This window comes from Chloroflexota bacterium (genome assembly GCA_035652535.1).
Classification (GTDB): domain Bacteria; phylum Chloroflexota; class UBA6077; order UBA6077; family SHYK01; genus DASRDP01.
Map to the genome: position 1 here is coordinate 1 of DASRDP010000155.1, position 15,163 is coordinate 15,163.

The following is a 15,163-nucleotide window of genomic DNA, read 5'->3' on the forward strand; positions in this document are numbered from 1 at the left end:
TGCTCCGGGTCCGCAGCTCATGGATGGCGCGACGGCCCTCAAATACGCGCGGACTCGGCACGCCGACAGCGACTTCGGCCGCATGGGGCGCCAGCAGCAGGTCCTGCTCGCCATGCGCGACCGCGTGCTGCGCCAGAACCTGCTCACACGGCTTCCGGCGCTGGTGGATCAGGGTCTCCGCGCTGTGCAGACGGACATCTCGCCGGCCGAGCTGCTGAGCCTGGGGAAACTCGCCAGCCAGATGGACACCAGCGCGCTGACGTCACTCGAGATCCAGTACCCGCTGGTCCGCGACTTTCGCGGCTACGACGGCGCAGCACTCCTGCTCCCGGACAAGGACGCGATCCGCGCGACCATCGCGCGGACGCTGGAGCAAGCGTCGGCGACGCCTACGCCGGCCACTGCGCCAGCCATCCTGTCGCAATCCAGCGAGAGCGCGGAAGCGCCTCCGGCGAGTCCCTAGACCGAAACGCCCCAGACGATCTTCATGAGAAGGCCGATACTGTACGTGATCGCCACGCTTGCCCCGGTGAGTAAGAGGTTGGTCGCGGTGCGTCGTTTGAGCGCCATCCCCGCAACAAATGACAGCAAGCCCGAAACCAGCACGACCGCGATCGCGGCTGCGACGACCGACGCCCAGATCGAGTTTGCGCCGAACACAACGGGCAGGATGGGCACGAGCGCCCCGGCGACATACCCGAGACCAACCAGCCTGGCAGCGCTGACCGGTCGTTCAGGAGTCGCGGCTCTTCCTTCAACGTTGCCCAGGAAGTGCTGTTTGCGGAGCTCGGTGCCACCAACTTCGGCCTCAGAACTGGCAGCAGAATAGGCACCAGCCGCCATCGAGAAACCCCCGGCCACCGCGACGCTTGCCGCTGCGGGCAGCACTAGAGCCGTGCTCCCGAAGGCGGCGAAGAATCCGCTCATCGCGCCGACCATCTCCACCAACCCGTCGTTGAACCCCAGCAGCACGTTGCCCACCCGCTCCGGCCTGACCCGATTCCCTGAGGTTTCCGAGACAATCGCGTCTTCGTGCTGGAACTCATCCTGGAGCACGGAGCGGATCGGTCCTTCGAGCGCCGTTTCCCGATAGCGCTCCCACAGGCTCAGATATTTCGCGATTCCACGGACCTCAATGGCTTCCAGAACGAGGTACACGGCAGCGTCACCGAACAGGCGGCAGGTCACCAACAGAACCCACAGCTTGACCTTCCGCGTCCAGTCCAGGCGCTCGATGCGAACGCCGAACAGCTCTTGCCACACATCTCGGTGCTTCGTTTCGGTCTGCATCAGTGCTGCGAGCGTCTGCGCTAGGGCGCCGGTCGTCTGGGGCCTGAGCGACGTGTAGAGCGACAGATCGAACAGCTCGTCGAGTATGAGCCGCCTGGCTGTGTGCGGATCGATTGGGACCGGCGTCCCCATGGCGCTCACGTCCGGCCTCGGTGCGTCAACGCGCCTGGAGAGCTATGCGCGACTCTGAGGAACCTCATACGCTCGTCAATGGGCACGGATGCGCTCCTTCCGTCGATCGGCGGCCGGCGAGTTAAGGCTGTCCTGACGGAGAGAAACTGGCGATCCGATCGGGAGCCGTACTGTGTGCTGCGCCTGAGACCAGCATGGAGTCAGTGGGAGAAGCCCGACCACACCCAGATGGGTGGCGCGTCACGGGCTTTCGGGTAGTTCCGCCGACGCGCGGAACCGCCTGATTCGGATCCTTTGGCCACGGTATTATTCAGCCCGAGCCCTGACTGGCTTGTCACCTCGCGTGACTGCTCACACGTGCGGAGGTGGAGGATGGCCGCGGCTGTGCCCTTTACCGTCGTTGGGAAGGCGATCCCTCGCGTCGAGGGACCGGACAAAGTGGTCGGCCGGGCGACCTACTCCGCCGATGTGACGCCGCGGGACGTCCTGTGGGCGCGGAACGTTCGCAGCCCATATCCCCACGCTCGGATCGTCGCAATCAAGAAAGACCGCGCGCTCGCGGTACCCGGCGTCCGCGCCGTCCTGACTGCGGCGGACTTCCCCAACCGACTCATCGGGCGCCGCCTCAAGGACAACCCCGTCCTATGCGGAGACCGCGTCCGATTCGTGGGAGACAAGGTCGCCGTGGTGGTGGCCGACGCGCCGGATGCGGCGGAGGAGGGCGCGCTTCGCGTCGATGTGGAGTATCAGGAGCTGCCGGCCGTATTCGATCCCGTGGCCGCCATGGAGCCGGGCGCGCCCCTCGTGCATCCAGACGTCCGATCGTACGTCGGGTTCGACGCGGAGATTCCGGCGGGGATACCGAACGTGTGCGCCTACCAGGTGTGGGGCCGAGGCGATCCCGCCGATGGATTCCGGGAGGCGGACGTCGTGGTCGAGAACACCTTTCGTACGCACCTCTCCCACCAGGGCTACCTCGAGCCCTCATCCTTTGTGGTCGCGATCACCAATCGTGCCGACGGGCGCGGCGATCGAGTTGAAGTCTGGGCCACGAACAAGGTGCCCTTCAATCTGAGGAGCGAGCTGGCGACCATCATCGACCGGCCGGAGGACGACATTCTGATCCATCCGGTCACCGTTGGAGCCGACTTCGGCTCCAAAGGGGCTCCGGGAGACATTGCGACCGCGTACTATCTGGCGCGGCAGCTCGGCCGTCCGGTCAAGTTCGTCAACTCAGCCAACGAGGATCTGACTGCGACGTCGCCTCGACATCCATCGGTCGTCACCCTTCGGTCCGGCGCGCGACGCGACGGGACGATCGTCGCCTGGGACGCGAGAGTCATCTTCAACAGTGGAGCGTATGGCGCCTTCAAGCCATCGGCAAACGGCATGCTGGGCGGGGCGGCGCGAGCCGCGGGCGTCTATCAGATCCCGAATTTCCGCATCGAGGCGTACTGCATCTACACGAATCAGGTTCCCTGTGGATACATGCGCGCACCGGGTTCGCCGCAGGTCCTCTACGCCGTTGAGGCGCAGATCGACTTGCTCGCGCGCGAGCTGGGCATGGACCCGGTGGAGCTGCGCGAGCGGAACCTCCCCCGGCGGACGCACGATGGGCGTGAAGACGTCTCGCGTCAGGTCCTCCGGGAGGCGGCGCTCGCCATCGACTGGGATCGTCGGACATCGTCACGGCGGAGCGCCGATGGAACACGCTTGGTTGGACGCGGGGTCAGCATCGTCATGCGGCAGACTGGCGTGGGGGAAGGCTCGTCCGATGTAACGGTGAATCCCGACGGCACGATCACGGCGGTGACGGCGATGCCCGACAACGGGACCGGCGGCCTGACGGTAGTGGCGCAGGTCGTCGCGGAGAGCTTCGGCGTCCCGATGAGCCGGGTGCGGCTAGTTCGAGGCAGCACCGACGCCCTCCCCGTCGACGTGGGCGCGGGCGCGAGCCGGATGACGAACGTAGCCGGCCACGCCGCCATCGACGCGTGCGAGCAGGTGAAGGCGCAGCTTACGCCGCTGGCAGCGCAGGCGCTCGGAGCGGCGGAGGCCGACTGGGTACGCGCCGGCGCCAGCGGCACGGGACAGGGTGGATGGCGAGCCCCGAACGGGCGCTTCCTGTCGCTCGAAGACCTGGCGACCGAGATGGTCCGGCCGGGCGATCCCGCCGCGCACGCCCAGGTAACCATTACGACCCCCCGCAGCCCCGACGTCGGCTACTGCACCCAGGCGGCGGAAGTGGAGGTCGACCCAGAAACCGGCGAGGTTCGCGTCTGTAAGATGGCGAGCGTGCAGGACGTGGGAACGATTATCAACGCTATCGGCCATCAGGGGCAGATCGAAGGCGCCATTGTCCAGGGCATGGGCTACGCCATGATGGAGGAGCTGGCAACGGACCAGGGGCGCATCACGACGGGCAACTTCGGGGACTACAAGGTTCCAACGATGCGCGACCTGCCAGAGCTCACGACCGTCAACATTCGGACGACGGGGCCCGGGCCCTTCGAATCCAAAGCGATCGGCGAGATCCCGATCATGCCGACCGCGGGCGCCCTGGCCAACGCGGTCGCCGACGCCATCGGCGCCCCGATCACCGAGCTGCCCATCACCCCCGAACGCGTCCTCAATGCGCTGGAGCGGGTGAACGCCTAGCGCTGGGATCCGGCGCGCACGGAGTCGCAGACAACACGAATCCGCCCGGTCGGTTTGAGCGTTCCTTGAGCACAATGCCACGATCGAGACTCGTGCCCCTCATCCGCCGCGTGGTCCTCGTGCTCGTCCTGTCCGCCAACGTCGCGATTCTCTACCTCGCGCGGACTGGCGGGCTGGGCCCGGTCGTCCACGGGGACCGGGCTTTTGCGCTGCCTGCCGTGTCGCGGCTGCGGGTGGCGGGGATGGAACCGGAGGCGACAGCCCTTCTTGTGGACGATGCGGCGACGGCCAATCCGGATCTGGCGCCCGTGGCCGTCCACACGCCGCCCGGTCTCTTGCCAGTCGATCACGAGGTCGAGCTTCCCGCTGGCTTCTCGATCTCGCTCGTGGCGACCGGCATCGCGCAGCCGCGATTCATGACGTTCGACGCGGCGGGAAATCTTTTGGTGGCGTCATTTGCGGGCTCCGTATACCGGCTCCCCATTGGCGTTGACGGCGGGATCGCGCCGGTCGCGGGGCCGCTGGCTCCGCTCATCTCCAGTCTCGACGGGCCGTCCAGCCTCGCGATCCACGCCGGCTTCCTGTACGTGGGCGAAACCCACCAGATCAGCCGGTACCCGTACGATCCGTCCGGGCCCGTAGGTCAGGCCGAGGTCGCCGTGCCAGACCTCCCCGTTGGGGGCCATGCCACCCGCACGGTCGTGTTTGGTCCCGACTCCAGCATGTACGTCTCAGTCGGCTCGTCGTGCAACATCTGCCAGGAGCGAGACCAGCGACGCGCCGCCATCGCTCGCTACAGGTCAGACGGCACCGACGGGGAGCGATTCGCCTGGGGGCTCCGAAACGCGGTCGGGCTCGCGATCCAGCCCTCGACCGGCCTCCTGTGGGCGACCGTGAACGAGCGGGACAACCAGGGCAACGAGGTCCCGCCGGATCTCGTTACCATCGTCCGACCGGGCGACGACTTCGGCTGGCCCGACTGTCAGCCCCCTCGAGCGAGGCCGCAGACGCCTGACGCGTCCTGCTCCGACATCACGCCGCCCACCGTTGGCATCCAGGCGCACTCAGCGCCCCTTGGACTCGCCTTTTATTCAGGCGTTGGCTTCCCCAGCGAATATCGGGGTGACCTCTTCGTTGCGCAACACGGCTCGTGGAACCGGCAGCCACCAGCCGAGCCCAAGATCCTTCGCATCCACTTCGAGGACGGCCGGCCGGCGAGCGCACGGGACTTCGCGACCGGGTGGCAACGACCAGACGGTTCGCGCTGGGGCCGACCCGCGGGTGTCATTGAGGCCCCGGATGGAAGCCTGATCGTCTCGGACGACGCCGGCGGCGTGCTCTACCGGATCAGCTACTCGGATTGACGACTTCCCTCCGGCCGTTTAGCGGCCCCGGCGCATTCGAATGAGGACCGGTAGCATCGCGCCCCACGCGGTCAGCGCGGCCAGCGCGATTTTCGTCACGTCGACAATCGGCCGAACCCGCACCCCATGCGCGTCGACGAGGACCACGGCCACCGGGCGCGCGCTGGCGCCGCCGCCACCGCCGACCCCGCCGCCAGCGGACTCCGTCTCTGGATGCGTCTCTCCGACGGGCTCGCCGCTGCGATTCGACGGCGCAGGCCCGCGGCCGCCGCCGAAGCCAAAACCCGCGCCGGCCATGACCTCGGATGCGGTGATCACCATCGTCCCGTCCTTTTCCACCGGCACGCTCCACACGGCGGTCGTCTGCGCGACCGAGACGATCCGATCCAGGATCTCTCGCGCCCGATCGAGACCCATCGGCGCCGGCATCGTATCCAAAACGGTTCGTTCCGTCATCGTCGTCCTCCAACCTGGTTCAGCGCCTGAGCCAGCGCGCGGCGCCGAGCGCGGCCAGGCCTGAGACGATGACGCCGACCTGAGCGAGGCGCGTGACGTCGACGAGCAGCCGCCGCAGGACGCGCCCATCGGCCGTGACGGTCACCGCCGTCGGGCGGCACCAGACAACGCGTGCGAACGGCAACGAAATCACCAGCGACTCGCTCTCGAGCCCGATCCGGCGCGCCCCACCAATCGTCGTATCCCCACACGTCCGCTCGATCTTCAGCAGCCTCTCCACCCTGGCGCCCTCCCGCGCGGTCCTCGACACATTACTCCCATCTTAGGCTCATTAGCTGGAATCAGGAAGCCCGTTGGCGTTTCGTACAATCCCTGTCGATCTTCTCCCTGAGGAGACCGATGGATAGGATACGCCTCGCCTATCGCGACACCGACCGCACGCCGGTCATCTACTGCATCAAGGAGATGGCCGCCCGCCACTATGACCTCGACGTCGACGTGGTACGCATCCGTGACAACGACGCGTACGAAGCGGCGATCTTCGACGGCTCGGCCGAGATGATTTGCGAGCACCTGGAATATCTGTACGAAGAGGCCGCCCTGGGACGGCGCAAGGCGACCATGTTCCTCGCGCCAGTTCGATCGTCAGACACGCAGATGGTGGTCGGGCCAGACGTGCACAGCTTGGAGGACCTCCGCGGCAAGCGCATCGCCATTCGCGCCCAAGGTCGCCCGCACGCCATCATCATGCGCATCCGTGCCATGGGACTCGAGGGGAGCGTGGAGACGGTCACCGTGTCGGACAGCGACGTGGGGCGGTGGGGGTTGTGGAAAACCGTGGCGAGCGGCGAATGCGCAGCCACGTTCATGAGCAACCTGCACATGCCGGCCGCGCTGGCGGCCGGACTACGCATCTTCCCTGCGCCGGAGTTCGACGTCGTCGGCCACTTTTCCCACGCGTGCTCCGCGGAGTTCGCCCGCACCCACGATTCCATCATGCAGCGGTACGTCCAGGCCGCGGTGCACGCGCTGTGCCTCATGCGCCTTCGACGGGACGACGCTCTCGGCATCGTCGCCCGCGATTGCGCCGCGCTGATGGGGCTCGATCAGGACCGTGCCGAGCTGGAGCGCTGGTACGACTGCATCGCGGGAGATCTTGAGATGAAGCCGTACCCCACGCCGATGGGGATCGCCAACACGTACGAGATCGCGTGCGCTGAGTGGCCAGGGGGCAAGGGCATAAATCCCCTCACCCTCTGGGACATCCATTGGCTCAAGCAGATCGACGACGAGGGGTTTATCGATAGACTGATCGCTTCGCTCGGCGGGTGAAACGCACCGCTATCTGCAATAACTGGACCCGAGCTCACCCCTCGCAGACGATCCACTCGCGCGGGATGGCGTTGAGGGGCTCGCATCCCGCGCGACGCACCACGACGGTCTCGCCGAACTGCAGCCCCATGCGCTCGTCTCGCGTGATCACGTTCGGCTGAATGGTGATCACCATGTTCTCGCGAAACGTCATGTCGCCGCCCTCGCGACGACTGGTCGAACGAGTCTGGATGATGGGAGGGTACTGGCTGGCGCCGTGGAGCAGGTCATCGTAGATGCTGTAGCCGCGCCGGTGGATGACCTCCGATGCTTCCTCCACCTCGCGCGTCGAGGTTCCATCCTTGATCAGGCCAACAATAACCTCGAACGCTTCCACCGCCGCGTCGTGCAGAGCGCGCCACTCCGGTGTTGGTCCCTCGCCCAGCGAGAAGGTCCGATGGATCTGGCCTGAGTAGCCCCAGTATGCGCCGCTGATCTCCGTGATGACGCAATCGCCGACGGCAAGGGTGCGATTGGATTGAAATTGCGAGGGCACGGGAAAGTTCGGCGCACGCATCGGCATGCTGGTCATGAAATGGATGCCGGCGTATCCGCCAGCCTTGAGATACACGGGCTCGAGCACGGCCGGCAGCTCGTATTCGCGTAGCCCAGGCTTGAGGGCGTCGGCCAGGGCGCGGATCGAGTCATCGGTGAGCTTGGAGGCCATTTTGAGCCGCTCGATCTCCTCGTCGCTGCGAATGGCGCGCGCGCTGCGCAGGCGGCCTCCCAGATCGATCAACTCTGCTGCAGGGCATGCCTCTCGGATGCGCTGGAAGTGCTGGAACGGAATGGCGCCAACCAGTCCGACGCGCTTGCCGTCCAGCCGCCGCTCGCGCAGCAGCTCGACTACGGTTGCAGCAGTGCTAGGGCCCGCCCATCGGACATCCTTCACCCAGGAGAGCACGCGTGCCATGGGTACGTGGTTGTAGAGCTGCGCCAGCACGACAGGATCGGCCGCGGGTTGGCAGAGGACGTAGGCCTCGCGACCGCCCGGCCAGTCCGTGAGCCAGTAGACGTCAGACGCGAATCGCCCGGCGCCGAAAATCAGGGCCGCATCGACCTTCGCGTCCTCCATGATCTGCCGCATGACGCGATGGCGGTTGATCATCTCGCTCTCGGAGAACTGGGGGAACTGGTTTGCGTCAGGCATGGGGGCCCTCCACGCGGTTCCAGCGCCGCGCAATCGAATTCGCCACGGCCGACGGGACAGCAGATGCTATGCTCTGGCTCAAGCGCGCGGCGCCGAACGGACGGCGCCCGCACGGGAGTTGATCCGTGGCGATTGTAGCCATTCTCGAGGACATCCACGGGGCCTTTCTCGAGGTGCCGGCCATCCAAAAGCTGCGAGACCGCGCGGAAGTCCGGGCGTTCGATCACCGCCTCGATCCGCCCGAGCGCGCGGAGGCCCTCCGTGACGTCGACATCGTCATCGGGCTGCGCGAGCGGACGCGATTCGACACGGACTTTCTCCGCGATGCGCCCAGCCTCCGCCTCATCGTGCAGACCGGGCGCATCGGCCCCAATGTCGACGTGGACGCGGTGAATCGCGCGGGAGTCCTCATCGCAACGGCTGGCGGAGGCTCGTCGAGCACGACGGTGGAGCTCACCATTGGACTCATGATCGCCATCATGCGCCGCATTCCGCAGAGCGATCGCGCAATTCGCGACGGACGGTGGGACGTGCCATACGGGCGCGGCCTGCGCGACAAGACGCTGGGAATCGTGGGCATGGGGCGCATCGGCACCCAGGTCGGCGAGATCTGCGCACGCGGATTCGGCATGCGCCTCCTTGCCTGGAGCCCCACTATGACTCAGGAGCGGGCAGCGAAGGCGGGCGGGAGCGCCGCGTCGCTGGAAGAGCTGCTGCGCGCGTCGGACGTCGTGTCGGTGCACCTCGCGCTGAACGAGGGCACTCGCGGGCTCCTATCGGCGGACAAGCTCGCCCTCATGCGGCCGAACGGCTACCTCGTCAACACGTCCAGAGGCCGCGTCTTGGACGAGCCCTACCTGGCCTCCATGCTGCGAGACGGACGGCTCGCCGGGGCCGCCCTCGACGTCTACTGGGAGGAGCCGTTGCCCAGGGACCATCCCTTTGTTGGCCTGGACAACGTGGTCTTGACGCCGCATGTCGGGTGGCCCGCGGACAACAGTTACCGCGCTTTCGCCGAGTCCGCCGCAGCGGACATCGAAGCCTTCCTCGACGGCAGCCCGATCAACATCGCGAATCCGGAGGTCGCCGCGTCGCGATCGAGAGGCTGACGGAGCCGTTGACGCGACGGAATGCCCTGACTACGATGCTGGAAAGGACAAATGGGGCGAAAGGAGCCGACCGATGGCCCAGACCGCGACCCGCCTGCGTGACCTCGCAAATCGGTGCGAGGCGGAGAACTTCCGCCCAGTAGCCCACCACGACCTGAACGGCGTCGGCGACGCCATGCAGATCGTGAAGAAGGGCGACTTCGTCTACGTCGCCCACGTCGGCTACAACGATCTGGCCCTATCGATTCTAGATGTTTCCGATGTCGAGAACCCCAAGATGGTGCGGCAAATCCCGAAGTCGAAGAATGCCCACAGCCACAAGGTCCAGATCGTCGGCAACATCATGATCCAAAACAGCGAGTCGCTCCCCTACGTGAAGAAGGCCGACGACGACCCACCCGTGTGCGGGGTCATCGTCTACAGCCTCGATGACCCCACCGACCCCCAGCAGATCGGCTTCTACCACGTGCAAGGGCGGCGCGGCGTGCACCGGATGTGGTTCCGCGATATGCCATACGCGCACATCTCGTCGCAGGTCCGCGGCGCCAAGAACCAGGGCTACCACATCGTCGACCTCTCCGACCCGCGAAATCCAACGATGGCCGGATGCTGGTGGGTGCCGGGCACATTCCCCGAGGACCCGAATCCGTGGGTCGCGCTCGATCCCGAACAGCACGAGCTATCCGTCCACGGCGTCATCCCCCTCGGCGACCGTGGCTACTGCTCCTGCACAGACGCGGGGCTGGTGATCCTCGACATCAGCGACATGGGAAACATCCGCGTGGTGAGCCGGGTGAATTGGTGTCCACCCTACGCGGGCTTCGCGCACACATCAATGCCGCTGCCCGGCCGTGGACTCCTGGTCGAGGTGTGTGAGGCGCACATGTCTCCGCACGAGCGGGATCGCGACCGGCGCATTTGGATGATCGACATTCGCGATGAGCGCCAGCCGGTCATGATCAGCAGCTTCCCGCGCCCCAAGCCCCTCAAGAGCACAGGCGTCGAGAGCTTCTACGATCTCGGCGACCGGTTTGGCCCCCATAATATCCACGAAAACTATGCCGGCAGCTTCGTGAGCGAGCAGTTCATCTTCTCGACGTGGTTCAACGCGGGGGTGCGCGTCCACGACATCTCGGACGCGGACCGGCCCCAGGAGATCGGCTTCTTCCGCCCGCCACCGCCGGAGGGCCAGCGGAACATCCAGCTCAACGACCTCTACGTCGACGCGGACGGCATGTGCTACGCCGGCGATCGCATCAACGGCGGCCTCTACATCGCGCAGTACACCGGGCCGGTGAAGTAGCGGGCGAGGCAGCTCTGTGCCGCAGACGCCCCACCACGAGCGCCACTTCACCGCGAGCGAGGCTGTTCGCGACATCGTCATCGGCATGTCCGACGGCCTCACCGTGCCGTTCGCGCTGGCCGCCGGCCTCTCCGGCGCAGTCGATTCGGCGCGAATCGTGGTGATGGCGGGCCTCGCCGAGGTGGCCGCGGGGTCTATCGCCATGGGGCTCGGGGGATATCTGGCGGCCCGCAGCGACGCCGAGCACTACGCGAGCGAGCGTTTGCGGGAGGAGCGCGAAGTCGGGTCGATGCCTCAGGAGGAGGCGGCCGAGACGGCGGCCATCTTTCGGGACTACGGGCTGACCGACACCCAGATCGCGCCCATCGTCCACTCGCTTCGGAGCCGACCACGGAGCTGGGTCGACTTCATGATGCGCTTCGAGCTGGGGATCGAGCGACCGGACCCGATGCGCGCCGTCAGCTCCGCCGCGACGATCGCGGGGGCCTACATCGCGGGGGGACTCATCCCGCTCGCTCCGTATTTCGTGATGCCCGATACCCGGTCGGCGCTTCCGGCCTCGGTAATCGTCACCCTCGTCGCGCTCCTGGCATTCGGCGGCGTCAAGGGCCGATTCACGGGCACTCGGCCCCTGCGAAGCGCGCTCCAAACCGTTCTCGTCGGTGGCCTCGCGGCAGGGGCCGCCTTCTTCATCGCTCGACTTCTCGGACAGCAATGATCAGCCGAGGTGCTTCCCAAAGAAGCGCATGACGCGCCGCCAGGCGTCCGTCGCAGCCAGCTCCCGGTAGCTATCACGCTGGTCGTTCATGAAGGCATGGCCAGCGCCTGCGTAGACGTGGATCTCGTGCGCCCGACCGGCCTTTTGGAATGCGGCTTCGAGCTGGCGGACGCCCTCGATCGGAATCGCCTGGTCCGCGTCACCATAGGCACCGAAGACGGGGCACGCCATGTCAGGAACGAGATCGATCGGCGAGACTGGCTGCCGATCGGTGATGGCGCGGTTGACAGGGCGACCGTAGAAGGACGCGGCAGCCCGTACGTTCGGGCACCGTGCGGCGAGGAACAGCGCGTACCTCCCTCCACCGCACCAACCGATGACGCCGATTGCGTCGCCCTTCACGAACGGCTGATCTGCGAGCCAGCGGACGGCGGCGCAGAGGTCCGTCTGCGCCGCCTCATCAGACGGGCCCCCAACGACGGCGCCGTTCTCGAGACGTGGGGATTCGCCACGGGCCGCGTAAACGTCGGGAATGAGTGCCACGTACCCGGCCGCGGCAAACCGCGCCGCCACGTCGCGCATGTGAGGACCGCCCTCCGGCGTATCCGCCATCCCCCACAGCTCGTAACACATCACCACCGCGGAGTGCGGCCCAGCCCCCTCCGGCCGCGCCAGGTGAGCCGGGACGTCCAGACCGTCTGGCGACCGAAAGGACACCGACTGCGTCGTAATCGTCATCTCGGCGCCCGCATCAGCCGCGGGCAGCGTCGAGCGCGGCCTGGACCCGCGCGGGTGTGAAGGGCACCTGGCGAACTCGGACGCCGACGGCGTCGAAGATGGCATTGGCAATCGCCGCGGTGACCGGGCACGATGCCGGCTCGCCCACGCCGCTGGGCGGCAGCTCGGGGTGATCGATCAACACAATGTCCACGTCCGGGACTTCGCTGAAGGTCAAGATCGGATACGAGACCCAGTCCACGCTCGTGACGTTCGCCTGGTCGAAGTGCAGCTCCTCTTTCAGCGCCCGGCTCGTGGTCTGAATCACGTTCCCCTCGATCTGGTTTCGCACGCCGTCAGGATTGATGATCTGTCCGCAATCGTGGGCGACGGTGGCGCGCTCCACCCGCACCGCGCCGCTGGACCGGTCCACGCGAACGTCCGCGATCATGGCAACGTAGGTGCGCCCACGCAGCGCCAACGCCACGCCGCGACCGCGGGCGGTTCCGTCAACGTTGGCCTGGGGAACCGAGCGCGGCTCCCATCGCGCGCGCTCGGCGGCGGCCTTCAGGACCGCAATGGCGCGGGCATCGGTCAGGTGCGCGAGTCGGAACGCGATAGGATCGGCCTTGGCGGCAGTGGCCAGCTCATCCATGAAGGACTCGATGGCAAACGTCGTCGCGACCTGCCCCGGCGCGCGCAGTGGATGGGAGCGCAAGACGGCGGACTGGAGCTGGCGCACCACCTCCCGAACCGCCCCGCCAAAGGCGTATCCGACGTGTGGCTCGCCGCCCCACGGCGTCGAGCGAGCAGGTGGCCCATCTGGCGCGGCCAGCTCCTGATTGAGGAGGCGCTCGGTCAGGATGTCGTTGTAGAAGTGGCTGGGGGTAAGGGCTTGGTAGTCCCAGGCGGTCACGCGGCCCGCGGAATCGAGCCCGCCCTGGAGGTCCATGATCATGGCAGGACCGGCGTTCGCCCATCGGTGCTCGTCCTGGCGCATCCACTGGAGCCGAACCGGGCGACCGACCTCCTGCGAGAGGATGGCCGCGTCCATCGTCGCATCGTCCGCGCCGTTGCTCCCGTAACAGCCCGCGCCGGGCGTCCACACGACACGGACGCTCTCGACCGGGAGCCCGAGCAAGCGCGCTGCCGTCTGGCGGGCGCGATGAGGTCCCTGGGTGGGCGACCAGATCGTGGCGCCATCCTCGCGCACGTCCGCCACCGCGCACGACGGGCCGATGGACCCATGCGTCTGATACGGGTAGAGGTACGTCGCTTTGACCACCCGCGACGATGTGGCCAGCGCCTGCTCCATGCCACCGCTGTCCGAGACGACGTTCTCCTCACTGGGAACGGCGCGCATAAGGCTATAGAGATCGGCCTCTTTCGGAAGGCCTGCCCAATCCGACCAGGTGACGTTCAAGCGCTCGGCGGCGTCGATCGCCTGCTCCTCGCGTTCCGCCACCACACCGACGAAGTTGCCGCGCACGATGACGCGGACGATGCCCGGCAGGCCGGTGATAGCGCCGTCGTCGACGTGCAGGAGATTCGACCCGATGGCGGGTGGCTTGATGACACGCGCATGGAGCATCCCAGGCAGGCGGACGTCCTGGACGTAGGCCGGAGCACCGGTGAGCTTGGCCGGTAAGTCCATCCGAGAAACCGGCTGGCCGACGATCGTGTACTCGCTCGCGCTCTTCGGCTCCGCCTCGCCCGTCACTTCCCGCTCGAATCGCCGTCCATCCAGCAGCTCGCCGTACGTCACCTGTCGCAACGGTTCGCCGACGACACTCACGAGCCCATCCTCGACCGTGAGCGCGTCCGCTGGAGCGCCGAGCCTCTCCGATGCGAGCTGGAGGAGGACATTGCGCGCCTCGGCAGCCGCCTGGCGCACCTGAACGCCACCCGAGGAGATCGAGCGGCTCCCATCGGTCGCTCCCTGATCTACGGTGAGCGCCGTATCGCCCATCACGACGTTCATCCGGTCGAGGGCGACGCCCAGCTCTTCCGCCGCGATCTGCGCCATGGCGGTTTGCACCCCGGTTCCCAGCTCCACCTTGCCTGTAAAGAGCGTGACGCTGTTATCAGGGGCGATCGAGAGCCAAGAGTCCAGAAGGTCCGCGGGCACGGGCCTCCCGCCCTGGGCCAGCGCCGTGGTGGCGCGTGGGGTCGCCGCCCCCAGGAAGCTGAACCCAATGACAAGCGCGCCGCTAGCTTTCAGCAGGTCTCGACGGGTGATCTCCTGGTAACCGAGCGTCTCGATGGCGGTCCGGGCTTCTAAAAGGCGACGGTCGCCCCTCATGACCGCACCTCCTGGGCGTAGCGGGCCACGGCCCGGAGAATGCGCAGGTGGGTCCCGCACCGACACAGGTTTCCGTCGAGGGCATGCCGGATTTCGTCGTCATCCGCGTTTGGGTTGCGGTCGACGTACGCCTTCGCGGTCATGATCATGCCGTTGATGCAATACCCGCATTGGGCGGCCTGTTCGTCGATGAACGCCTGCTGAATCGGATGGGGGTCGTCCTCGGTCCCAAGCCCCTCGAGCGTCGTGATCTCAAAGCGCGCCGCGCGGCTCACCAATTCCTGACACGACCGAGCCGCCTGGCTTCCGATAATGACCGTGCAGGCCCCACATTGCCCGAGGCCGCAGCCGAACTTTGGGCCGCTGAGGCCCAGGTCGTTACGCAGCACGTAGAGCAGCGGTGTGCTCGGATCCACGTCAACCGTGTACGAGCCTCCATTTACCCGAAGCTCGATCTCGCTCATGCGCTCCTCCTGGCTTCGCGAGTGCTCCTCCCTCGTCTGTCCATCATATCTCACCGCAAGGCCGCGTATCCGAGCAAATTCGTGGGCCCTGAGCGGCGCCCGAGACGTGCCGCATGCTCCGGCAAAACG

The 15,163-nt window shown here is 66.8% G+C and carries 14 protein-coding genes; 7 read left to right on the top strand and 7 right to left on the bottom strand.

Features of this window, described 5'->3' with window-relative positions; all coding sequences use genetic code 11:
* Positions 1–463 (top strand): LCP family protein (locus VFC51_19165; GenBank protein HZT09148.1); only part of this gene is annotated, 463 nt, incomplete at its 5' end.
* Here VFC51_19165 and VFC51_19170 read toward each other — a convergent pair.
* Positions 460–1,422, bottom strand: coding sequence for a VIT1/CCC1 transporter family protein (locus VFC51_19170; GenBank protein HZT09149.1), 963 nt, complete (start codon positions 1,420–1,422; stop codon positions 460–462). The two genes, VFC51_19165 and VFC51_19170, sit on opposite strands and share 4 nt — an antisense overlap.
* 372 nt (positions 1,423–1,794) lie before the next feature.
* Between VFC51_19170 and VFC51_19175 the strand changes: the two genes are divergently transcribed.
* Positions 1,795–4,080: a xanthine dehydrogenase family protein molybdopterin-binding subunit gene (locus VFC51_19175; GenBank protein HZT09150.1), complete on the top strand. Its 2,286-nt coding sequence runs from the start codon at positions 1,795–1,797 to the stop codon at positions 4,078–4,080.
* A gap of 74 nt (positions 4,081–4,154) precedes the next feature.
* On the top strand, positions 4,155–5,444 hold the full coding sequence (locus VFC51_19180; GenBank protein HZT09151.1) for a PQQ-dependent sugar dehydrogenase: 1,290 nt from the start codon (positions 4,155–4,157) through the stop codon (positions 5,442–5,444).
* Positions 5,445–5,462: 18 nt separating this feature from the next.
* Here the strand turns inward: VFC51_19180 and VFC51_19185 are convergent, their stop codons facing one another.
* The gene (locus tag VFC51_19185) at positions 5,463–5,900 is read right to left on the bottom strand and encodes a spore germination protein GerW family protein (protein ID HZT09152.1); all 438 of its coding nucleotides are present in this window, start codon (positions 5,898–5,900) and stop codon (positions 5,463–5,465) included.
* A 19-nt stretch (positions 5,901–5,919) separates the two neighbouring features.
* The gene (locus VFC51_19190; protein HZT09153.1) at positions 5,920–6,180 is read right to left on the bottom strand and encodes a hypothetical protein; all 261 of its coding nucleotides are present in this window, start codon (positions 6,178–6,180) and stop codon (positions 5,920–5,922) included.
* A 119-nt stretch (positions 6,181–6,299) separates the two neighbouring features.
* Here VFC51_19190 and VFC51_19195 point away from each other — a divergent pair, with 119 nt between their 5' ends.
* Positions 6,300–7,232: a hypothetical protein gene (locus tag VFC51_19195; GenBank protein ID HZT09154.1), complete on the top strand. Its 933-nt coding sequence runs from the start codon at positions 6,300–6,302 to the stop codon at positions 7,230–7,232.
* Positions 7,233–7,266: 34 nt separating this feature from the next.
* Here the strand turns inward: VFC51_19195 and VFC51_19200 are convergent, their stop codons facing one another.
* Positions 7,267–8,421 (bottom strand): Xaa-Pro peptidase family protein, encoded by a 1,155-nt coding sequence (locus VFC51_19200; GenBank protein ID HZT09155.1) that lies wholly within the window; start codon positions 8,419–8,421, stop codon positions 7,267–7,269.
* Between the two features lie 125 nt (positions 8,422–8,546).
* Between VFC51_19200 and VFC51_19205 the strand changes: the two genes are divergently transcribed.
* The 3 genes from VFC51_19205 to VFC51_19215 all read left to right on the top strand — a co-directional run bounded on the left by VFC51_19205 (position 8,547) and on the right by VFC51_19215 (position 11,551).
* Entirely contained in the window at positions 8,547–9,530 is a 984-nt protein-coding gene (locus VFC51_19205) for a D-2-hydroxyacid dehydrogenase family protein (GenBank protein ID HZT09156.1), read from the top strand.
* Between the two features lie 73 nt (positions 9,531–9,603).
* On the top strand, positions 9,604–10,833 hold the full coding sequence (locus VFC51_19210; protein HZT09157.1) for a hypothetical protein: 1,230 nt from the start codon (positions 9,604–9,606) through the stop codon (positions 10,831–10,833).
* 16 nt (positions 10,834–10,849) lie between these two features.
* Positions 10,850–11,551 (top strand): VIT1/CCC1 transporter family protein, encoded by a 702-nt coding sequence (locus tag VFC51_19215; GenBank protein HZT09158.1) that lies wholly within the window; start codon positions 10,850–10,852, stop codon positions 11,549–11,551.
* Here VFC51_19215 and VFC51_19220 read toward each other — a convergent pair whose 3' ends face one another.
* The 3 genes from VFC51_19220 to VFC51_19230 are packed head-to-tail and all read right to left on the bottom strand — an operon-like array spanning position 11,552 to position 15,034.
* Positions 11,552–12,289, bottom strand: a complete 738-nt coding sequence (locus tag VFC51_19220) for a dienelactone hydrolase family protein (protein ID HZT09159.1) — start codon at positions 12,287–12,289, stop codon at positions 11,552–11,554.
* A 13-nt stretch (positions 12,290–12,302) separates the two neighbouring features.
* Positions 12,303–14,570, bottom strand: coding sequence for a molybdopterin cofactor-binding domain-containing protein (locus tag VFC51_19225; protein ID HZT09160.1), 2,268 nt, complete (start codon positions 14,568–14,570; stop codon positions 12,303–12,305).
* Positions 14,567–15,034, bottom strand: coding sequence for a (2Fe-2S)-binding protein (locus tag VFC51_19230; protein HZT09161.1), 468 nt, complete (start codon positions 15,032–15,034; stop codon positions 14,567–14,569). The genes VFC51_19225 and VFC51_19230 overlap by 4 nt, the downstream gene beginning before the upstream one ends.
* Between the last annotated feature and the right edge of the window lie 129 nt (positions 15,035–15,163).